At 56.8% G+C, this 19,567-nt stretch carries 23 protein-coding genes; 22 read left to right on the top strand and 1 reads right to left on the bottom strand.

What is annotated here, in order from left to right; translation table 11 throughout:
• Positions 1-49 precede the first annotated feature (49 nt).
• From L1071_RS07665 to L1071_RS07580, 18 genes are all read left to right on the top strand, one after another.
• Complete coding sequence (locus L1071_RS07665; protein ID WP_246971398.1) at positions 50-655, top strand: UPF0149 family protein; 606 nt, start codon at positions 50-52, stop codon at positions 653-655.
• A 66-nt stretch (positions 656-721) separates the two neighbouring features.
• Positions 722-2,059: a Xaa-Pro aminopeptidase gene (gene pepP, locus L1071_RS07660; protein WP_246971394.1), complete on the top strand. Its 1,338-nt coding sequence runs from the start codon at positions 722-724 to the stop codon at positions 2,057-2,059.
• Between the two features lie 167 nt (positions 2,060-2,226).
• On the top strand, positions 2,227-3,429 hold the full coding sequence (ubiH, locus tag L1071_RS07655) for a 2-octaprenyl-6-methoxyphenyl hydroxylase (RefSeq protein WP_246971371.1): 1,203 nt from the start codon (positions 2,227-2,229) through the stop codon (positions 3,427-3,429).
• A 20-nt stretch (positions 3,430-3,449) separates the two neighbouring features.
• The gene (locus tag L1071_RS07650) at positions 3,450-4,682 is read left to right on the top strand and encodes a UbiH/UbiF/VisC/COQ6 family ubiquinone biosynthesis hydroxylase (RefSeq protein ID WP_246971358.1); all 1,233 of its coding nucleotides are present in this window, start codon (positions 3,450-3,452) and stop codon (positions 4,680-4,682) included.
• Between the two features lie 51 nt (positions 4,683-4,733).
• Positions 4,734-5,012, top strand: coding sequence for a type II toxin-antitoxin system RelE/ParE family toxin (locus L1071_RS07645; RefSeq protein ID WP_246971356.1), 279 nt, complete (start codon positions 4,734-4,736; stop codon positions 5,010-5,012).
• An 11-nt stretch (positions 5,013-5,023) separates the two neighbouring features.
• Positions 5,024-5,311, top strand: coding sequence for a HigA family addiction module antitoxin (locus tag L1071_RS07640; RefSeq protein ID WP_246971344.1), 288 nt, complete (start codon positions 5,024-5,026; stop codon positions 5,309-5,311).
• Between the two features lie 117 nt (positions 5,312-5,428).
• The gene (locus L1071_RS07635; protein WP_246897827.1) at positions 5,429-5,671 is read left to right on the top strand and encodes a type II toxin-antitoxin system Phd/YefM family antitoxin; all 243 of its coding nucleotides are present in this window, start codon (positions 5,429-5,431) and stop codon (positions 5,669-5,671) included.
• On the top strand, positions 5,668-5,931 hold the full coding sequence (locus L1071_RS07630; protein ID WP_246971333.1) for a Txe/YoeB family addiction module toxin: 264 nt from the start codon (positions 5,668-5,670) through the stop codon (positions 5,929-5,931). The genes L1071_RS07635 and L1071_RS07630 overlap by 4 nt, the downstream gene beginning before the upstream one ends.
• Before the next feature lie 180 nt (positions 5,932-6,111).
• Complete coding sequence (locus L1071_RS07625; RefSeq protein ID WP_246971321.1) at positions 6,112-6,648, top strand: macro domain-containing protein; 537 nt, start codon at positions 6,112-6,114, stop codon at positions 6,646-6,648.
• Positions 6,649-6,958: 310 nt separating this feature from the next.
• A complete protein-coding gene (locus L1071_RS07620) occupies positions 6,959-8,692 on the top strand; it encodes a methyl-accepting chemotaxis protein (protein ID WP_246971319.1) in 1,734 nt (577 codons plus the stop codon).
• Positions 8,693-8,897: 205 nt separating this feature from the next.
• Entirely contained in the window at positions 8,898-11,105 is a 2,208-nt protein-coding gene (locus tag L1071_RS07615) for an OsmC domain/YcaO domain-containing protein (protein WP_246971307.1), read from the top strand.
• A gap of 512 nt (positions 11,106-11,617) precedes the next feature.
• A complete protein-coding gene (locus L1071_RS07610) occupies positions 11,618-11,845 on the top strand; it encodes a hypothetical protein (RefSeq protein WP_246971294.1) in 228 nt (75 codons plus the stop codon).
• Between the two features lie 149 nt (positions 11,846-11,994).
• The gene (locus tag L1071_RS07605; RefSeq protein WP_246971291.1) at positions 11,995-13,566 is read left to right on the top strand and encodes a transposase; all 1,572 of its coding nucleotides are present in this window, start codon (positions 11,995-11,997) and stop codon (positions 13,564-13,566) included.
• A gap of 195 nt (positions 13,567-13,761) precedes the next feature.
• A complete protein-coding gene (locus L1071_RS07600; RefSeq protein WP_246971275.1) occupies positions 13,762-14,364 on the top strand; it encodes a hypothetical protein in 603 nt (200 codons plus the stop codon).
• Positions 14,365-14,446: 82 nt separating this feature from the next.
• A complete protein-coding gene (locus L1071_RS07595) occupies positions 14,447-14,791 on the top strand; it encodes a hypothetical protein (protein WP_246971272.1) in 345 nt (114 codons plus the stop codon).
• A gap of 380 nt (positions 14,792-15,171) precedes the next feature.
• Positions 15,172-15,402 (top strand): GNAT family N-acetyltransferase, encoded by a 231-nt coding sequence (locus L1071_RS07590; RefSeq protein WP_246971269.1) that lies wholly within the window; start codon positions 15,172-15,174, stop codon positions 15,400-15,402.
• A 236-nt stretch (positions 15,403-15,638) separates the two neighbouring features.
• Positions 15,639-16,118, top strand: coding sequence for an OsmC family protein (locus tag L1071_RS07585; protein WP_246971266.1), 480 nt, complete (start codon positions 15,639-15,641; stop codon positions 16,116-16,118).
• Positions 16,119-16,278: 160 nt separating this feature from the next.
• Positions 16,279-16,914: a LysE family translocator gene (locus L1071_RS07580; RefSeq protein ID WP_246971261.1), complete on the top strand. Its 636-nt coding sequence runs from the start codon at positions 16,279-16,281 to the stop codon at positions 16,912-16,914.
• 82 nt (positions 16,915-16,996) lie between these two features.
• Here L1071_RS07580 and L1071_RS07575 read toward each other — a convergent pair whose 3' ends face one another.
• Positions 16,997-17,161, bottom strand: coding sequence for a hypothetical protein (locus L1071_RS07575; protein ID WP_343315523.1), 165 nt, complete (start codon positions 17,159-17,161; stop codon positions 16,997-16,999).
• Positions 17,162-17,242: 81 nt separating this feature from the next.
• On the opposite strand from L1071_RS07575, the gene L1071_RS07570 reads away from it, so the two are divergent.
• The 4 genes from L1071_RS07570 to L1071_RS07555 all read left to right on the top strand — a co-directional run bounded on the left by L1071_RS07570 (position 17,243) and on the right by L1071_RS07555 (position 19,549).
• A complete protein-coding gene (locus L1071_RS07570) occupies positions 17,243-17,740 on the top strand; it encodes a GNAT family N-acetyltransferase (RefSeq protein WP_246971258.1) in 498 nt (165 codons plus the stop codon).
• Positions 17,741-17,997: 257 nt separating this feature from the next.
• Positions 17,998-18,246 (top strand): GNAT family N-acetyltransferase, encoded by a 249-nt coding sequence (locus tag L1071_RS07565; protein WP_246971254.1) that lies wholly within the window; start codon positions 17,998-18,000, stop codon positions 18,244-18,246.
• A gap of 82 nt (positions 18,247-18,328) precedes the next feature.
• On the top strand, positions 18,329-18,781 hold the full coding sequence (locus L1071_RS07560; protein WP_246971252.1) for an HIT family protein: 453 nt from the start codon (positions 18,329-18,331) through the stop codon (positions 18,779-18,781).
• Between the two features lie 117 nt (positions 18,782-18,898).
• The gene (locus L1071_RS07555; protein WP_246971249.1) at positions 18,899-19,549 is read left to right on the top strand and encodes a DUF2268 domain-containing putative Zn-dependent protease; all 651 of its coding nucleotides are present in this window, start codon (positions 18,899-18,901) and stop codon (positions 19,547-19,549) included.
• Positions 19,550-19,567: the final 18 nt, after the last annotated feature.

Here is a 19,567-nt window from a genome sequence, read left to right as displayed (position 1 = left end):
CCCGGTCGCGGTCAACGCGGCCCGGCGGCCTGCAGCACAGGACCGTATCATGTCCCTCATCGACGAACAGCTCGATTTTTCTCGTGTCGCCGACACCTTTCTCGCCCACGGTAGCATGCAGTCACCGGCGTTTCTCGACGGTCGCCTATGCGCACGCCTGGCACTGGCCGACATCACTGCCGATACCTGGCTCGAAGAAGTCTGCGCGACCCTGGGTGTCGAGCAGCCCCATAGCCGCGAAGACGGTGAAGTCCTTCTCGCCTGGCGGCGCCAGGCGCTGGACGCCTTGGCCGCGCCGGAGCTCAACTTCGAACCGCTGCTGCCCGATGATTTGTTCTCCCTCGCCGAGCGCGCGCACGGCCTCCAGGAATGGACCCAGGGCTTCCTGGAAGCCATCGTCGAGGCCGGCGGTCAGAGTGATGACTGGTCGGCAGCCCTGCGTGAAGTGCTCGAAGACCTTGGCTCGCTCGTCAACCTGGAGATCGAACTCGAAGACAACGCCGAGAACGAGAACGACCTCTTCGCCTTGACCGAGCATGCGCGTATGGCCGCCATGTTGCTCTACACCGAGCAGCACCCCGGCCAGCCCCAGGTCGAACGCGTCGAGAATTCCGAAGGTGACGACGCCATCACGCCGCCGTCGCAGACCCACTGACGAACCTCTTGGGCCGGGCGTGCTCCGGCCCTCTCCCACCTTCCTCCTGCCATCCGAGGAGCGCCCATGCCTCGCACTGTCCTGCCGCGTCCGGCGGCGATTGCTTCCGCTGAATACCGTACCCGCCGCCAGTCGTTGATGGCGGCCTTGCCCGCGCACAGCGCCGTATTGATCTCTGCGGCCTCACTGGTCACGCGCAACCGCGACAGTGAATACGCCTTTCGCCAGGATAGCGACTTCCACTACCTGAGCGGCTTCCCCGAACCCGACGCACTGCTGGTGCTGCTGCCCGGCCGTGATGCCGGCGAAAGCGTGCTGTTCTGCCAGGAGAAAGACGCTTTCAAGGAAGCCTGGACCGGAATACGCATTGGCGCCGAGGTCGCCGTGACGGAATACGGCGTCGATGAGGCTTACGAGAACGATGACCGCGATGCTCTGCTTCCCGAGCTTCTCGAGGGCCGTGAAACGCTGTATCTGCCCCTCGACGACGGCGAGATGCTGGCCCTGGCCGAGTCGCTGCGCACCGAACTGGCGCCCCAGGCCCGGCGTGGTGAACGCACACCCAGTGCCTTCGCCGATGTTGCGCCGCTGATCCACGAACGGCGCCTGATCAAGAGCGAGGCGGAACTGGGCCTGATGCGTCACGCCGCGCGCATCTCGGCGCAGGCACACCGCCGGGCGATGCAAAACGTGTCTCCGGGCCTGCTTGAGTATCAGCTACAAGCAGAGCTCGAGCACGAATTCTTCTGGCACGGCGCCCGTGCCCCGGCTTATGCCACGATTGTCGGGGGCGGCGCAAACGCCTGTGTGCTGCACTATATCGAGAACACGGCGATGCTTCGCGATGGTGACCTGGTGTTGATCGACGCCGGCGGCGAGTTCGATCTCTATGCCGGCGACATCACGCGCACCTTCCCGGTCAACGGCCGCTTCACGCCCGCGCAGCGTGAGCTTTACGAGGTCGTCCTCGAAGCGCAGCGCCGCGCGGTGGCCGCCGTCGCGCCAGACGCCACCCTGAGCGCGATACACGATGGCGTCGTGCGCGATCTGACTGCCGGCCTCATTCGTCTGGGCCTGCTTGAAGGCCCGCTCGAGGCGCGAATCGCCGATGACGGCTACCGGCGCTTCTTCCTGCACGCGACCTCGCACTGGCTGGGGCTCGACGTGCATGACGTCGGCACCTATCGGGTGGACGGCGAACCGCGTGCGCTGGCGCCGGGCATGGTGCTGACCGTCGAGCCAGGGCTCTATATTCCCGACGCTGAAGATATTCCCGAGGCGTATCGCGGCATGGGTATTCGTATCGAGGACGATGTCGTGGTGACCGCCACGGGGCACGAAGTGTTGACGACGGACGTTCCCAAGGAAGTGGCGGAAATCGAGGCGCTTATGCGTGAAAGTTGATCATTTCTTGATCGCCTGGATTATGTTTACGTAATTACGTTATGGATACGTAAAGATCCATAACGGCTGTCACCACGACTGCCGTCGATGTCCTTAACGTGGTACAAAACAGCGTGTCTCGCCATCGCGGATGGCAAGACCTTCGAAGTCGACAGGGAGAGTGTCCGATGCCGTCAAACCGGGTCGATATCGCCATCGTGGGAGGCGGACTGGTCGGCGCCAGCCTGGCATGTGCCCTGGCGCCACTGATCGAGCGCCACGGGCTGCGCGTGGCGGTGATCGAGGCCGCGCCGTTGAACGCGACGCAGCCGACGACCTTCCAGCCCAGTTTCGATGCCCGCGCCAGTGCCATTGCACAAGGCTCGCGCCGGCATTTCGAACGGCTCGGGGTGTGGAAGTCGATGGCCGAGCGCGCCACACCGATTCGCCAGATCCACGTCAGCGAACGCGGGCGTTTCGGGGCGACGCGGCTGACGGCCGATGAGTTCCATCTCGATGCCCTGGGGTATGTGATTCCCAACGCCTGGATGGGGCGCGTGCTGCACGCTGGCCTCGAATCGTTACCGCTGACTTGGCACTGCCCGGCGCGGGTCGAGGATATCGTGCCCATCGCCGATGGCCACCGCCTGACCCTCAGCGACGGGGCCTGTCTCGAAGCCGGTTTGACGGTGCTCGCCGATGGTGGCCGCTCGGGGCTCAAGGAGCGCCTGGGTATCGCCAGCCAGGCGCAGTCCTATGAACAGCACGCCTTGATCGCCAACGTCGAGATCGGTCGCGACCACGCCGGCGTGGCCTTTGAGCGCTTCTCGACCTTGGGCCCGATGGCGTTGCTGCCCCTGGCCGGGCGCCGCATGGCGCTGGTCTGGACCCACGCCAAGGCGCCACGCGAGGAAACGCTGGGATGGAGCGACGCCGAATGCCTGCGGCGGCTGCAAGAGGCCTTCGGCGACCGCCTGGGGCGCTTTAGGCGCATCGGGCAGCGTGACGCCTATCCGCTGTCGCTGGTCACCGCCAACGAGCCGGTGCGCCCGCATCTGGCGATCATGGGCAACGCCGCCCACTCGTTGCACCCGGTCGCCGGGCAGGGTTTCAATCTCGCCTTGCGCGGCGTCATGGATCTGGTCACGTCGCTGGAGGCCGGGCTGGCGCGTGGCCAGGCCATCGGCGGCGCGAGTCTGCTGGGCGATTTCGAGGCCCGCCGCGCCGCCGACCGGCGTAACGTCATCCGCTTCAGCGATGGCCTGATTCGCCTGTTCGGCATCGAGCATGCCGCGTTTTCCCACCTGCGCGCCGCAGGCCTGGTGGGATTCAATATCGTGAGTCCGCTGCGACGCACCCTGGCGCGCCGCGCCATGGGGCTGGAGCGATGAAGGCCGACGAGGAAACCAGCATGGATGAGACAACACACGATGACGTGATCGTCGTCGGCGGCGGCATGGTCGGCAGCGCCCTGGCGGCGCTGCTCGGCGAGGCCGATATCTCGGTGACGGTGCTCGACGCCCGCCCTGCGCCGCTGACGCGTGAAAACGTCGGCAATGGCCTGCCTGCGCCACGGGTCAGCGCCCTGACGCCGGTATCGCAACGCCTGTTGACGCATCTCGGCGCCTGGCCGTGGATCGCCGAGCGGCGCGTGTCGCCCTATCAAGGGATGCGCGTCTGGGATGGGGAAGGTAGCGGCGAGATCGCCTTCGCGGCGGCGGATATCGGCCTGCGCGAGCTTGGTCATATCGTCGAGAACGACGTCATCCTGGCTGCCCTGGAAGCACGCCTAGAGGCCTTGCCGAGCGTCACTCAGCGCTTCGGCGCGCGCGTGACGGACCTTACTCGCGAGGCAGACGCGCAGGAGGTCACCCTCGATGATGGCAGTCGCTGGACGGCGCCGCTGGTAGTCGCCGCCGACGGCGCACGCTCACCGCTTCGTCACCTGGCGGGCATCGACGTCAGCGAGCGCGACACCGGCCATGTGGCGTTGGTCACCACGCTACGCTGCGAGCATGGCCATGGCGGCGTGGCGCGCCAGGTTTTCCTGCCCGACGGGCCGCTGGCCTTTCTGCCGTTGCGCGTCGATGAAGACGACCGGCACTGCTCGATCGTCTGGTCGACCCGCCCCGAGCATGCCGAGCGGTTGCTGGCGTTATCGCCGGAGGCGTTCGCCCAAGCCTTAGGTGACGCCATGGAAGGTCGGCTGGGCAAGATCGAAGTGCTCGACGAGGTACACCATTTCCCGCTGACCCAGCGCCATGCCCGCGAGTACACCGCGCCGGGCCTGGCCCTGATCGGCGACGCCGCGCACAGCATCCACCCGCTCGCCGGCCAAGGCGTCAATCTCGGCTTCCTGGATGCGGCGGTGCTGGCGGAAGAAATCATCCATGCCCGCCAACGTGGCGTGGCACTCGGCGACGCCCGCACGCTGGCGCGTTACGCTCGTCGTCGACGCGGCGACAACGCTGCTATGCTGGCGCTGATGGACGGCTTCCGCCTGTTGTTCGGTGCCAAGCACCCCGCATTACGGTTGATACGTAATGTCGGTCTCTCCAGCACCGACAAACTCATGCCACTCAAGCGCATCATGATCCGCCAAGCTGCCGGCGAACGCGGCGAACTGCCCGCCGTGTGCCGTTAAGGCTGTGCTGCACGTATTGATACCCGGCACGTTACGGGTTACGCTTGGTGAATGATACGAAGCTTCAAACACAAGGGCCTGGCCAAGTTCTTCAAATCTGGTAATACCGCAGGGATTCAGGCTGCTCATGCAAAGAGGCTTCGGCTGATTCTTGGTAGATTGAGCGCCGCTTCTGATGCCAAGGACATGGACTTGCCCGGTCTTCGACTACATGAACTCACGGGCTCACGTAAAGGCATTTGGTCGGTTACGGTAAGCGGTAACTGGCGCGTGACGTTCCGGTTCGAAGACGGTGATGCCGAGATCGTGAACTATGAAGATTACCACTGAGGTACCGCCCGATGTTGATGCACAACCCGCCTCATCCAGGTGAAGTCATAAGAGAGCTATGCCTTGAGCCCCTTGGCCTGTCTGTCACTGCCGCTGCTGAAGCGCTAGGGGTAAGTCGTAAGAGCTTGAGCGCGGTACTGAACGGCAAGGCCGGCATCAGTCCCGAAATGGCGATCCGTCTCTCCATCGCGTTTGAAACATCGGCGGAAAGCTGGCTCAACCAGCAGTCTCAGTATGAGCTATGGCATGCCGAGCAGCACCGCAAGGACCTGCGGGTCAAGAAGCTTGTGGCAGCATAGGAATGGCACATAGCCAGGCTTGCTGGCGAGCGCGACGCACTGCTTATCATGAGGCGTTCGTTTTGACGTACGTTCGAGATAGCGTACACTCTAGTTAGCCAAGTAAGGAGGTGTGCCATGACCGGAATTACTGCAACAGAAGCGCGCAGCAATCTATATCGGTTAATTGATGAAACCGCCGAGTCTCATCAGCCGATTGTCATCATGGGGAAACGGAACAAGGCCGTGTTGATCTCTGAGGAGGACTGGGCTGCTGTTCAGGAAACGCTTTACCTGCTTTCTGTGCCGGGTATGCGTGACTCGATTCGCGAGGGGATGGCTGCCCCTGTCGATGAGTGTGATGAGGAGTTGGACTGGTGACATGGAAGCTGGTTTACACCAAGCAAGCCCAGAAAGATGCAAAAAAATTATCCTCAAGTGGCCTGAAACCAAAAGCACAAGAGTTGCTGACGCTGATCTCAGCAGACCCATATCGAAAGCCTCCTCCATTTGAAAAGCTCGTCGGTGATCTTGCAGGGGCTTATTCACGCAGAATCAATATCCAGCACCGCCTTGTTTACCAAGTGCTTGATGATGAGAAAGTGGTGAAAATTCTTAGGCTCTGGAGCCATTACGAATAGTGCTCCGTTTCTTTTGCAGCAGCACCGCAAGGACCTGCGGGTCAAGAAGCTTGTGGCAGCGTGACACCACACCTAACCTTCCTGGTATCTCCAAAGAACATGTGTCATTCGCGAAGGTACTTCCTTCGCTCATGAACCGTGCGTGTAGACAACGGATCAGATACCCATGGAGGTAAGTTCATGACGAAACGCAATCTTCAGGGCGTGACGCTTGAGTGCGTGCAAGGTGATATCGCGCGCCAGCCGGATATGGACGCCATCGTGAACGCGGCGAATGCGGAGTTGCGTATCGGCGGCGGCGTGGCGGGTGCGATTCACCGTGGCGCCGGGCCGGAACTGGAGCGGGAATGCCAGCCGCTGGCGCCCATTCAGCCGGGGCAAGCGGTGATCACCGGCGCTCATGACTTGCCTAACCGCTCGGTGGTGCATTGCCTGGGGCCGGTGTACGGCGTCGAAGAACCCGCCGAGCCGCTGCTGGCCGCTTGTTATCGCAATGCGCTCGAACTGGCCGAGCAAAACGGGCTGGCCTCCATCGCCTTCCCGGCGATCTCGACCGGGGCCTTCGGGTATCCGCTGGAGCCAGCGGCGCAAGTGGCATTCAAGACGGTGCTCGAGATGCTGCCCCAGCTATCCTCGGTCAAGCATATCCGCTTCGTGCTGTTCCAGGAGGCGGACGTCCAGGTCCATGAAGAGGTTCTCGAGCGCTTGCTCGATTAAGACGATGTCACTGCGGGGCGCCGGATGGTCTAGCCTTCGGCGCCCCTGCCTTTCTCTCCTCCCCCGCCTTTCCTTCCCAGGACGCCTCCTGTTCATTCCGTTCCATCCCTGTGCAGCGCTTACCCGATATCTAGCATCCGAAGGTCATGCTGCTCAGCAGTCCCCAGGTATGGACTAAAAGGATTTGTAGCATTTTCTTGTACGGATATTTATTTATTGTACAAGTATTGTATGCTTGCGTCTTGTCGCTGGGCGCAAGGTCGTCTTCGGTGCATGTGATTTCTCCGATTCGCCAGATAGGAATAACATCGTGAAAACCATATTTTCATGGCTCCAGGGAACGTCGATTCGTGCCCGAATGACGGCCGGCTTTGCCAGTGTTCTCTTGCTGATGGTCATCCTGACTGCCGAAGGGATACGTGAGGTCAACTTGATCGACCACAGCATGAAGGTCATCAACGACGTCAATAGCGTCAAACAACAGTACGCGGTCGATTTTCGTGGCAGCGTCCACGACCGCGCCATCGCCGTGCGCGATGCGGTACTGGTCGACGACGAGGCCGGCCTCGAGCCGATCCTGGCGGATATCCAGCGCCTCGAAGGCGACTACCGCGAGGCGGCCGCCGGCATGCAGGACATCTTCTCGCGCGGCAATATCACCACCGATGAGCGTAATGAATTGGCCGCTATCCAGGAGATCAAGGCCACGACCATGCCGTTGATCGATGAAGTGATCGAGCGTCGCCAGGCAGGCGATATCGACGGCGCCAAGCAACTGTTGCTCGAGGAAGCGGCGCCAGCCTTCCGTACCTGGCTGAACGACATCAATGCTTTCATCACGCTGCAGGAGCGGCTCAACGCAACCGAAACCGGCTTTGCTCGCAACATCGCCGAGAATTTCCAAATCACTATGCTGTTGCTGTGCTTAGGCGCTCTGGTGATCGGTGGGCTGGTGGCGACGGTGCTGACCCGGTTGCTGTTGCGCGAGTTAGGCGCTGAGCCTTATGAGGTCAAGGCCTTCGCCGAAGCGGTGGGCAATGGCGACCTGACACGTCAGGTATCGTTAAAGCCACAATATCGAAACAGCATCATGGCCGCCCAGGTGGCGATGGCGGAAAAGCTGAAAACAACAGTGTTGGAAGTGCGTGGTTCGGCGGAATCGGTGGCGACCAATAGCGAGCAGATCGCCGAGGGAAATAACGAACTGTCATCCCGCACCGAGCAGCAAGCGAGCTCCCTGGCCGAGACCGCCTCCGCCATGGAAGAGCTGGGCAGCACCGTTCAACAAAACGCCGACAATGCCGTTGAAGCACGCAAACAGGCCGCTAACGCCTCGCAAATCGCCGAAGAGGGTGGCGAGGTCGTCACGCAGGTGGTGCAGACCATGCACGACATCGATGGCAGCTCCAGAGAAGTAGCCGAGATCATTTCGATGATCGACGGCATCGCCTTCCAGACCAATATCCTGGCGCTCAACGCCTCCGTCGAGGCGGCGCGTGCCGGTGAACACGGCCGAGGCTTTGCCGTGGTCGCGCAGGAAGTGCGTGAGCTGGCCAGCCGCTCCGCATCATCGGCCAAGGAGATCAACGCCTTGATCACCGCCAATCGCAAGCGTGTCGAGCAGGGGACGGAACTGGCCACCCAAGCCGGTAAGACCACCGAAGACATGGTGGCCTCCGTCAAGCGCGTGACCGAACTGATGGAAGAAATCAGTAACGCGACCGCTGAACAGCGCGATGGAGTTCAGCAGGCCGGTGAAGCCGTTACCCAGATGGATCAGGTCACGCAGCAGAACGCGACCTTGGTCGAGCAAAGCGCCAGCGCTTCCAACAATCTCAAGGAGCGCGCGCACAAGCTGATGGAGCTGATGTCGGCCTTCCAGCTTGGCGAGGTCGCGTCACAGGCCACGCGCCAAGGGGGTAACCGGCCCCAGATGAGCTCGCACAACGCAGGCCAGCAGCGGGCGCAGACATCCTCGCTGCGTCTGCCGAGCACTCGCAGCACGGCGCGTCATACGACAGAGGAAGAGTGGGAAGCGTTCTAAGCGCTGTTTGAAAAATCGACGGCCGTTCGCGTGTAACGACATGCCACAACGACCGCCACTGGCGGTCGTTGTGCTTCGCGGGTCCGCTCGCCTCGATATTACACCACTCGACTCTTTTCCCACCCAAGACACACCCGCTTGAAACCCGGATAATGGCGAGCAATTCGCCTATGGGCGCACCCCGACACCAACCCGGTTTTTGTACATGGAAATCAAGGTCAACTTTCTCGAAAATCTGCGGCTGGCGGCTAAGTTCGACGATTTCACCGTCGAGACCGATCAGCCCATTCGCTACAAGGGCGACGGCTCGGCGCCGAGTCCGTTCGACTACTTCCTGGCCTCGTCGGCGTTGTGTGCGGCGTATTTCGTGCGCTTGTACTGCAACGCGCGGGACATCCCCACCGAGAACATCCGGCTATCGCAGAACAACATCGTCGACCCGGAGAACCGCTACAACCAGATCTTCAAGATCCAGGTGGAGCTGCCGGAGGATCTTTCCGAGAAAGACCGCACCGGCATCCTGCGGGCGGCGGAGCGGTGCAGCGTCAAGCGCGTGATCCAGAACGCCCCCGAATTTCAGATCGAGACGGTCGAGAACATCGACGAGGACGCCCAGGCGCTGTTGATGGGCACGAGCGCCAAGGACGGCGGCGCAGGCGGCGAAACCTGGATCGAGGGCAAGGACCTGCCGCTGGAGCGTACCATCGCCAACATGACCCAGATCCTCGAGGATCTGGGCATGAAGATCGAGATCGCCTCGTGGCGCAACATCGTGCCCAATGTCTGGTCGCTGCATCTGCGTGACGCGGCCTCGCCGATGTGCTTCACCAACGGCAAGGGCGCGACCAAGGAAGCGGCACTCTGCTCGGCGCTGGGCGAGTTCATCGAGCGCCTCTCCTGCAACTTCTTCTACAACGACCAGTTCTTCGGCGAGGAGATCGCCGATAGCGCCTTCGTCCACTACCCCAGCGAGCGCTGGTTTCCGTTGGAAGACGACGACGCCCTGCCCGCGGGCATCCTCGACGACCATTGCCGGGCGATCTTCGACCCGGACGGCGAGCTGCGTGGCTCGCACCTGATCGACACCAACTCCGGGCGCACGGATCGCGGCATCGTCTCGCTACCGTTCGTGCGGCACTCGGACGGCGCGACGGTATATTTCCCCTCGAACCTGATCGAGAACCTCTACCTCAGCAACGGCATGAGCGCCGGCAACACGCTCGCCGAGGCCGAGGTGCAGTGCCTCTCCGAGATCTTCGAGCGTGCGGTGAAGAAGGAAATCATCGAGCAGGAAATCGTCCTGCCCGATGTGCCGGACGAGGTGCTGGCTAAGTACCCCGGCATTCAGGAAGGCATCGCCGCGCTGGAAGCCCAGGGCTTCCCGGTGTTGGTCAAGGACGCCTCGCTCGGCGGCCGCTACCCGGTGATGTGCGTGACCCTGATGAACCCGCGCACCGGCGGCGTGTTCGCCTCCTTCGGCGCGCACCCGAGCTTCCAGGTCGCGCTGGAGCGCAGTCTCACCGAGCTTCTCCAGGGGCGCAGCTTCGAGGGCCTGAACGACCTACCGCAGCCGACCTTCAGCTCGCTGGCGGTCTCCGAGCCCAACAACTTCGTCGAGCACTTCATCGACTCCTCCGGCGTGATCTCCTGGCGCTTCTTCAGCGAGCGCACGGATATCGACTTCCACGAATGGGACTTCGCCGGCACCACCGCGGAAGAGGCCGAGCGTCTTTATGGGTTGCTCGCCGATCAGGGCCTGGAAGCCTACGTGATGGAGCACGAGGACCTGGGCGCGCCGGTATGCCGCATCCTGGTACCGGGCTATTCCGAGGTGTATCCGGTCGAGGACCTGGTGTGGGACAACACCAACATGGCGCTGGAATTCCGTGCTGACATCCTCAATCTGCATTCGCTCGAGGATGAGCGCCTGGCCGACCTGCTCGAGCGTCTGGAGGAAAGCCAGCTCGACGACCATATCAAGGTCGGCACGCTGATCGGCATCGAGTTCGACGACAACACCGTGTGGAGCGAGCTGGCCATCCTCGAGCTCAAGCTTCTGATCGAGCTCGCACTGGGCGAGTACGACGCCGCGCTGGAGCACGTCCAGATGTTCCTGCAGTTCAACGACAACACCGTGCAGCGCGGCCTGTTCCACCAGGCCATGCAAGCGGTGCTGGAGATCGTCCTGGACGACGACCTCGACTTCGACGACTACCACCGCAACCTCACGCGGATGTTCGGCGAAGAGACCATGCGCCAAGTGATCGGCGCGGTGAATGACGAGGTACGCTTCCCCGGGCTGACGCCCACCAGCATGGGGCTGGAAGGCATCGACCGCCACCAGCGCCTGATCGAAAGCTACAAGAAATTGCACGCCGCGCGCGCCGCCAAAGCCGGCATCGCCACCGCGTAAATCGCGCCTCCCCACCCTCTCCGTCACCGCCACCTACGGCGCCCCGACGGAGAGGGCATTCAGCCCCGTCTAATGCGTTAATACCAGAACCCCCACCTCTACGACCAACCGCCGCTTTGCATCCATCACCACACTTGAATACTCTGAATCACTAAAGCTGCTTAGACGGCCAGACTGAAGAATGACAACGACACAACGCAGGGACTACCTCATGGATGGCAAGGTCGCATCACTGCTTGCAGGTAGGTGGCGGTAGCGTGCCTGAAATTCATGACCTGCCGTTATTTCTCATTCCGAATATTGGCCCCGGTAAAACGCGCAAGCACGCAAATTCTGCATAGATTGCCGGATTATACTGAACTTTATTTAAAATCAATCACTTGGGTGCGAAGTAACGGGCTAGAGAAGATTTATTGAACGCGCCCGCGCGTTCAAGTGGAAAAATGAGCGTGCTATTTAATACGCTTTAGCACTCATAAATCAGGTGATTGAAAATTAAGGGAGTAGGAATAGTGTCTGAATATGTGACTGAATGCACGAAAAGAGCTTTAAAGTCAGCGGATGAGTTGAAAGCCAAAGGTAAGGATCCTGATCTTTTGGAGATTAGCTCTGATGTATGGACTCTTATCAATATGGGAGGCATTAATATGTTCTCAGGGGAACAAGTATTTGCAGGTTTCAAAGTTGTTGTGCGAAGTGATTTAGAAAATCATATCGAAGCAATTGAAAGCTCTGAGTAACTAAGATGCTAACAAGGCCAAGCAGCATCGCCCGTACGAGGCTGGACCTCGCTACGCTCGGCCGCTGTTGGCAGCGTTGAGGCTGTAGAAAAACCCCACTGACGGCGACGTTTTGATAGGATCGGGTAAACAGATGAGGAGTGGTCGGCATGCCCCGCTTCAAGCCCTATAACCACAATCAGAGCGCCATGGTGGTGATCAACTACCAAGATCAGCTTCAGCCCGGCACTTTTGAGCACGCGGTACACTACCTGATCGAGCACAAGCTGGACCTGTCGATTTTCCATCCCAAGTACCGCAACGACGCGACTGGTCGGCTGGCTTATGATCCGGCCATTCTTTTGAAGATCATCCTGTTTGCCTACTCCAAAGGCATCACTTCCAGCCGTGAGATGCAGTGGTGCTGCGAGACCAATATCATTTTCAAAGCTTTGTCTTGCGATACCGTGCCCCACTTCACCACGCTGGCGAGCTTTGTCAGCGGCCATGCCGAAGAAATCGAAGCGCTGTTCGAGCAAGTCCTGCTGGCATGTCATAAAGAGGGATTGCTGGGTAACGAACTCTTTGCCATTGACGGATGCAAGATGCCCTCAGACGCCTCAAAAGAGTGGTCGGGCACTTTCAAAGAATTGAGCGAGAAGCGGGAAAAGCTACGCCGTCTCATTCGCCATCACTTGGTAGAGCACCACGCTCGGGATGAAGCCGAGACGGAAGCCGACCTGGATCGGGATATCCGCCGCGCCAAGACGATTCTCTCGCTAGATGCTGCCATGAACAAAGTGGATCGCTTCCTAAAGATGCACAGCCCAAGGATGGGCCAAGGGAAGCAGCGCAAGGAAGTAAAGAGCAACGTCACCGATAACGAAAGCGCCAAGATGACCACCAGCAAAGGGACGATCCAGGGCTATAACGGCGTCGCCACGGTGGATAAGAAACACCAGATCATCATTGACGCTCAGGCCTTTGGCGAAGGCCAAGAGCATCACACTTTGCAGCCGGTGTTGGAGGCCGTCGATGCTCGCTTCAAGACGCTGGGCATCGCGGACAACATCTACCAGCAAGGCACCGTTGTGACCGCGGATACCGGCTTCGCCAACGAAGCCAATATGAAGTACCTGCACGAACACCAGATCAATGGTTACGTACCCGACAACCAGTTCCGTAGCCGGGATCCGAAGTTCACCGATCAGAAAAATAAATACGGCAAGCGCCACCAAAACTTACCCGATAAAGGCAGGAGAGAGACGATGCCGGCCAGCGCGTTCCAGTTCGATCCCGTGGCGCTAACCTGTCTCTGTCCAGCGGGCGAGAGCCTGACCTATCGAGGTCAACGGGAAGCCGAGAATGGCAAGGTCCGGGTGCACTTCGAAGGGCGTTTACTGCAGTGTCGACATTGCCCAAAGAAATACCGATGCATGCAGAATCCGAGCGCGGCCGACCATCGCAACGGTGCCGGCCGACAGGTATCCTTTATTATCGAAAACAAACGCCTGCCCAATTACACCGACTGGATGAAACACCGCGTAGACAGTCCTCAGGGCAAGGCAATCTACAGCCATCGCATGTCGGTCGTGGAACCCGTATTCGGCAACATTGGCACGACGAAAAGGCTGAGCCGCTTCAGCCTGCGGGGCAAGAAGAAGGTGCAAGGTCAGTGGCAGCTCTACTGCCTGGTGCATAACATTGAGAAGTTAGCGAATTACGGCCAATTGGCCACGTAAGGAAGGCCTTTGGGCCGACAACGTCGCTGTATGAGCCCCAAGTACCGCTTTTAACGGGTCTCTTCAATGGGTGACCAGCGAGGGCTAGATGATCGGCCAGATTAATGGCTGAGACAATAAATTAAGGCAGCAGGCGGTAGAAGCGGCCCGAAATTAGGTTTTTCTACAGCCTCGTTATGTTCGAAAAGGAATAGCATGAACTCTGATTTCCATATTGGCATTTCCTACCAAGAGGATTTGCCCAGCGAGCTCATTGAAGAATATATAAGTAGCATTTCTGAGCCTGAACTGAAAATCAGAGCAGATTCCAGAGAAATAGGTTTTTATGCATCAATTGAGTGGGCACTTCCAACAATAGTAATTGTATATCTATCTAAACCCTATTTTGAAGCCTTTTTGCAAGAGGCAGGGAAAGATCACTATCAATTGCTGAAAAAAGGAACTCTAAAATTATTTAACCGCCTGTATGGTAGTAAGCCTGAGAAAAGAGATAAAAAGCGATCCCAACTTTTCTCAGCTATGGTGCAACTAAAAGATGACAGATCATTGAAATTTGTATTTCCTGAAGGGGTTGGCATCGAGCAATATGAAAAATCTCTGGAATTAATGCATGAGTTGCTTTTAAAGCATTACGTAGATTATCCTAATGACCAAATTACCGAAATGGCTAGTCAATTAAGTGCACCTAGTCGATCATTGTACATTGAGTACAAAGCTGAAAAGGAAGGTTGGGTGTTAATAGATCCTCTCGTCGAGGCTCAAAAGGCGCGAAAAGCACAAAATGAACATAACAAGTAGCTCCACCGGGAAAAATACTCGCTGCGCTCGCATTTTTCCGGTGAGCTATGCGTTATGAACCACCAAGCACAAGGAGATTATGATGAAAGTTTCAGCACTCACTCTGTTAATTCTCCATATTAATAGCCTTATTGATTCTGGGAAGTACTCTGACATATCAATTGATGACATCCATCAAGCTATAGAAGGAAGGCGGATGTTACGCTTTCTAAAAGAGCGTGCTGGAGCTGATATAGACTTGAGCGTTCACTTGGAAAGTAACGCATATGGCGACTTTGAATCCTACTATGAGAGCCAGCTAGAATATATATACGGTGGCTACGCAGGTCAAGAGCGTAGGAAATGGGGTGTAGAAAATTCTGGCCTTTGCTTGTTGTTAGCTTGGACGAATGAAATTATTCAACAAGGCCAAGGCCTAGAGTGGTAGAACAGGAATTCATAACAAACGGCTGTTGTCGCCCCTGGACTTCCCCCACTCTAGTGGATACTTTTGACCTATGATGAGTGCATAGGAGGGAGCGCCATGAGCAACCAACGTTATACCCCGGAATTCAAGATGAAGGTGGTGCGTGGAAATTTAAGGTTCATCTAGGTGTTCAAGCGGCCGCGGAAGCGCTGGATATTCACCTATTAATGCTGTCACGCTTTCGAAAAGAATACATAGAGGGAAAATGATGCCCTAAAAAGAGCGAGGTAGAGTAGCTATGGAGGAGTATCGTTTCCGCGAAGCGCGATCAGATGATCTTGCATCACTAGTCGAAATGCCTTGCTGATGATGAACTTGGGAAAACCCGTGAGTCGCCGGGGATGCCGTTGAAAGTCGGCTACACCAGAGCATTCGAAGCTATACAAAATGATCCAAATAACGAGCTTGTGGTTTGTGAATCGGGTGGCCAGTTGCTTGGTATGTTCCAAATTACGTTTATCCCTTACCTGACTTATATCGGAAGCTGGCGAGCGTTGATCGAGGGCGTTCGTGTTGCGTCGTCTAATCGAGGAGATGGGATTGGTGCCAAGCTTTTAGAGTGGGCAATATAGCGAGCTAAGGAAAAAGGCTGCCTGACCGTCCAATTAACCAGTGACAAGAAAAGGCCAGATGCAATTCGTTTTTACGAGAAGCTTGGTTTTAAAACGTCGCATAAAGGGATGAAGTTTTGGTTGAAATGGAGAGTGTTTAATAGCTCATTAGAAGCGATCGCTAAAAGTGCTGCCGCGTTTCAACAAGAAACTTGGCTTCGGCGCTAGGCGAGCCATTTATTAAGGGGGATACAGAGGTGGCGAAAAAAGGTGAACACAACTATTCCGCTACCGTCGTCTGGACGGGTAATTCAGGCGAAGGTACAAAGAATTATCGTGCCTTCTCGCGCGACCATGAAATCAGTTGCGGTGAGAAACCAATAATAGCCGGGTCGGCGGATCCGGCATTTCTTGGAGACTCGTCCCGCTATAATCCGGAGGAGCTGTTGCTGAGCTCGCTCTCTGCATGCCACATGCTCTGGTATCTACATCTGTGCGCTGACGCCGGTATCACGGTGTCGAGTTACGAGGACAACGCCGAAGGTCGCATGATTGAGACTAAAAGTGGTGGCGGTTGTTTCGATGAAGTGATACTCAAACCCATCGTTAGCATCGGCGAAGAGGACGATAGCGAATTAGCTCAGTCCCTTCACAAGAAAGCGCATTCGCTCTGTTTTATTGCAAATTCGGTGAACTTTGAAGTCGCGTGTGAGCCCGAAATTCGTTGCGGTAATTGAAGGCCTGGTAGTTCGCTGCGCGTGTAAGGCGCGGCTTAGGTGGTGTGGTTCAAGCTGACAATATTGAAAATAAACCGGTGTTGGCTCCGCGCGTAAGCACGCGAATTTTCTGCTGGCATCTACAACTCACTGATTCGACCCATAATGGAATGGTTGCGATATGTTCGATTATACATTGATACATTGGCTGGCGTTTTTGTCAGCGGCGGTGCTTCTGAACCTTTCCCCTGGGCCGGATATCGCGTTCATTTTAGGCCAGACATTACGTAGCGGTCGTCGGAATGGGGTTGCTGCGATGCTCGGGGGGTGGTCGGGGACTGCGTTGCATGTAGTGATGGCGGCGGCGGGTCTGTCGGCGATTCTGGCTACATCAGCCCTGGCGTTCTCGGTGGTCAAGTGGGTTGGGGCGGCCTATTTGATATGGCTCGGCGTCAAAATGCTCTTGTCGAAAGGCGACTCTTTTGTCTCCAGTGGTGGCAGCAATGATGTACGGGTGCAATCGGTCTATTGGCAAGGTGTGCTTGTTTCCGCCTTGAATCCCAAAGTGGCTATCTTCTTCCTCGCATTCTTGCCGCAATTTGTCGTGGAAGGTGCCGGGCCGGTGGGCGCCCAACTGTTCTTGCACGGCAGCTTGATTATCGTGGTCGCGGCGTTTATTGAGCCACCCTTGGTGATGATGGGAGCAAAGCTGGGCGCTTTCTTGAAGACAAGCCCGCGAGTGTGGATGTGGATGGATCGTGGTCTTGGCGCCTTGTTCGTTGCTTTAGGGGCGCGTCTAGCCGCCAGCACTAGGTGACATCAGGATGGCGGCATGCCCTTCCACTTGCTGCATTTCCATATGTACTGGATGCCAAAACTTTCGCTTTGAGAGGGGCCGGTTAGGGTAACGTGAATTCCCCCTCAACTCGCTCCTTGGGGCTGGTGTAGACGCTCAACGTTGTCACCGTGACGAGGAGCAGAACCGTCCCGACGATTTGGATGTTCATCAGGCTTTCACCGAGAACCACGACGCCGAAGAGCGAGGCGGTGATGGGTTCCATCATTGTCTACTGCGCCTTCGGCCCCATTCAAAGGGGGCTCATGCTACAAGCGCTATACTCCATAATCTGGAAATGAATACCATTATGAAAATTAGAAAGATATCTCAAGCTGATCTCATGGAAATTTCTCGCATTCAGCGCGAGTGCTATAGTGAGGATCTCCTTGAGTCTGTTGATTCATATTCTGCAAAATTGTCTGCTAATTCAGACTTCAGTTTCATCGCTATGCAGAACGAAATGGTTGTAGGGTACGTGGTGGCTTTGCCATGGATGTATGGTGAACTGCTTGACCTGGATGGTGTTGATTATTCTGTTCCGGTAGATGCAGATAGTCTTTGCATCCACGATATTGCGGTGAGCTGTAACGCACGCAATGGCGGTACTGCGAAATATTTGCTGAACGCAGTATTGGAGTCCGCAAAATCACGGGGGTATAGGCAGTTGTTCCTAGTGGCTGTGCAGGGGGCGTCATCTTATTGGAAGCGCCAAGGGTTCGAGGCTGTACAAGTGAGTGAGGAGTTAAAGAGCCGTCTTTCCGCCTACGGGGAGGATGCAGAATATATGACAAGAATCTATGAATAGGTATACTAAGCCATGCACTAGATGTCGAGCCCTCCGGCTTGCTCAGGCTTCACCATCGGTGATGGCCGAAGCTAGGGAGACTACATGAACCCCACGTTCCGGAAAGCGAGCGACAAATATTTTATCGAGCAACTGACTCGACGGAATATGGAGTCTTACTATAAAAAATTAGGGGTTAGCTGGGACAAAAAGCATTCGATAAAAACTGGTGCGAATTTGAAAGCTACGAAATAGCCATAAATGATTGCCCAGTTGGAGTGCTTCGGCTGAGTCATGATGATGCGGCCTACTATATTCGTGACCTCCAAGTTGAGCCTAGCTGGCAGCGTCAAGGGGTGGGGGCGCAGGCGATAGATCATACATTCAAGCTGGCCCAGAAAGCGGGATTTCAACTACTTAGGCTTCGTGTGTTTTGCGAGAATCCGGCAGTAAATTTATATAAACGGATGGGGTTCAGTATTTGCAAAACTTCAGATGATACTCACTATATGGAGCGGGAAATTTAGTTTTCCTGACCAGTGCATACAAGTGGCACCCTGTCGTCGTGTCCCTGCTGCAAGTGCTATGCAGTAAATCTGAGGGTAAAAAATGAGCTGTATTTTTTGCGAGATCGTGGCAGGTAACGTTCCATGCCACAAGATTTGGGAGGACGATGATCATTTGGCGTTTCTTTCTATTTATCCCAATACGCCTGGTTTCTCAGTGGTCATACCGAAGTGCCATTTTCCAAGCTATTTGTTCGCTCAAGATGATGAAGTTGTGGCAGCATTGGTGCTGGCTTCAAAGCGTGTAGCGCTGCTGCTCGATGAAAAATTGGATGGTGTTGCGCGTACTGGAATGATGTTCGAGGGCTACGGAGTGGATCATTTGCACGCAAAATTATTCCCTATGCACGGTACAGGCGAAGACTCTGAATTTAAACCTGTGGCGTCTAGCGTTGAAAAATACTTCGATCATTACGAAGGTTATATTTCGTCTCATGATTATAAGCGTGAGGATGATAGTGTCTTGTCGGCACTCGCGGCTAAAATCAGGTGTTAGGCGACTGTATGATAAAGGAAATAGCGATGAGAATTTTTTCACCATGGCTTCATGTTTACTACAAAATCGTGCGTATTGAGCGCCTTGAACCGACAGGTCTCACTGAAGGAATCACTGATGATCGTTCCTCTATTCCTTGATACAAATAATTGTCGACATTTTTCACAGGATGCCCGTCGAACTATTGAAGAGGTGTGTGCCGATGCTGAACCGGAGATTCGTTCTTTCCTCGGTGACTTAAATGAGGATATTGAGCTGGCATGTCAGACGGGGCCTTTCGTTATCCCGGAAACGGGTGAGATGGGCATGGCAATCGCGCCAGGTCGCGTGGAGTGGACCGTTGATGCGAGGTTGCCGGGCGGTGTGGCCGCCGTTGCTCGCGCCCAACTGCATTTCACGTTGTTTCATGAGCTTCATCACTTGGTAAGAGGATGGGTCATGCATGGTGGGGCGGCTCGTGTCTCCTTTATGGAGGGAGTCGTCAGCGAGGGCCTTGCGACCGTATTTGAGCGAGATTTTGGGGGCCGTAAGACGCCTTGGGGGCAATATCCTGACGAGGTCGAGCAATGGGTGGCTGAGTTGCTAGAGCTCCCGGTTTCGGCCTCTTACGACCATTGGATGTTCCAGCACCCGGATGGGCGGCGTTGGATTGGTTATCGTGCGGGAACCTACATTGTAGACCAAGCTATCCTAGCGTCTGGGTTATCGGCTGCCGACTTGGCTCTTGTTCCAAGCGACGAGATATTACGGATGTCTGGTATCCGCTAGCATCGATACGAGAGAACC

Origin of the sequence: Chromohalobacter sarecensis (assembly GCF_023061135.1) — a bacterium.
Taxonomy (GTDB): domain Bacteria; phylum Pseudomonadota; class Gammaproteobacteria; order Pseudomonadales; family Halomonadaceae; genus Chromohalobacter; species Chromohalobacter sarecensis.
This window is presented reverse-complemented; position numbering and strand designations above follow the sequence as displayed.

Excerpts from the sequence above, each read along its gene's own strand:
- L1071_RS07560 (WP_246971252.1), top strand. The coding sequence starts at position 18,329 with ATGAGCTGTATTTTTTGCGAGATCGTGGCAGGTAACGTTCCATGCCAC.
- pepP (WP_246971394.1), top strand. The coding sequence starts at position 722 with ATGCCTCGCACTGTCCTGCCGCGTCCGGCGGCGATTGCTTCCGCTGAA.
- L1071_RS07580 (WP_246971261.1), top strand. The coding sequence starts at position 16,279 with ATGTTCGATTATACATTGATACATTGGCTGGCGTTTTTGTCAGCGGCG.
- L1071_RS07605 (WP_246971291.1), top strand. The coding sequence starts at position 11,995 with ATGCCCCGCTTCAAGCCCTATAACCACAATCAGAGCGCCATGGTGGTG.
- L1071_RS07590 (WP_246971269.1), top strand. The coding sequence starts at position 15,172 with ATGCCGTTGAAAGTCGGCTACACCAGAGCATTCGAAGCTATACAAAAT.
- L1071_RS07650 (WP_246971358.1), top strand. The coding sequence starts at position 3,450 with ATGGATGAGACAACACACGATGACGTGATCGTCGTCGGCGGCGGCATG.
- ubiH (WP_246971371.1), top strand. The coding sequence starts at position 2,227 with ATGCCGTCAAACCGGGTCGATATCGCCATCGTGGGAGGCGGACTGGTC.
- L1071_RS07640 (WP_246971344.1), top strand. The coding sequence starts at position 5,024 with ATGTTGATGCACAACCCGCCTCATCCAGGTGAAGTCATAAGAGAGCTA.
- L1071_RS07570 (WP_246971258.1), top strand. The coding sequence starts at position 17,243 with ATGAAAATTAGAAAGATATCTCAAGCTGATCTCATGGAAATTTCTCGC.
- L1071_RS07625 (WP_246971321.1), top strand. The coding sequence starts at position 6,112 with ATGACGAAACGCAATCTTCAGGGCGTGACGCTTGAGTGCGTGCAAGGT.
- L1071_RS07665 (WP_246971398.1), top strand. The coding sequence starts at position 50 with ATGTCCCTCATCGACGAACAGCTCGATTTTTCTCGTGTCGCCGACACC.
- L1071_RS07645 (WP_246971356.1), top strand. The coding sequence starts at position 4,734 with ATGATACGAAGCTTCAAACACAAGGGCCTGGCCAAGTTCTTCAAATCT.
- L1071_RS07595 (WP_246971272.1), top strand. The coding sequence starts at position 14,447 with ATGAAAGTTTCAGCACTCACTCTGTTAATTCTCCATATTAATAGCCTT.
- L1071_RS07555 (WP_246971249.1), top strand. The coding sequence starts at position 18,899 with ATGATCGTTCCTCTATTCCTTGATACAAATAATTGTCGACATTTTTCA.
- L1071_RS07575 (WP_343315523.1), bottom strand. The coding sequence starts at position 17,161 with ATGATGGAACCCATCACCGCCTCGCTCTTCGGCGTCGTGGTTCTCGGT.
- L1071_RS07635 (WP_246897827.1), top strand. The coding sequence starts at position 5,429 with ATGACCGGAATTACTGCAACAGAAGCGCGCAGCAATCTATATCGGTTA.
- L1071_RS07600 (WP_246971275.1), top strand. The coding sequence starts at position 13,762 with ATGAACTCTGATTTCCATATTGGCATTTCCTACCAAGAGGATTTGCCC.
- L1071_RS07615 (WP_246971307.1), top strand. The coding sequence starts at position 8,898 with ATGGAAATCAAGGTCAACTTTCTCGAAAATCTGCGGCTGGCGGCTAAG.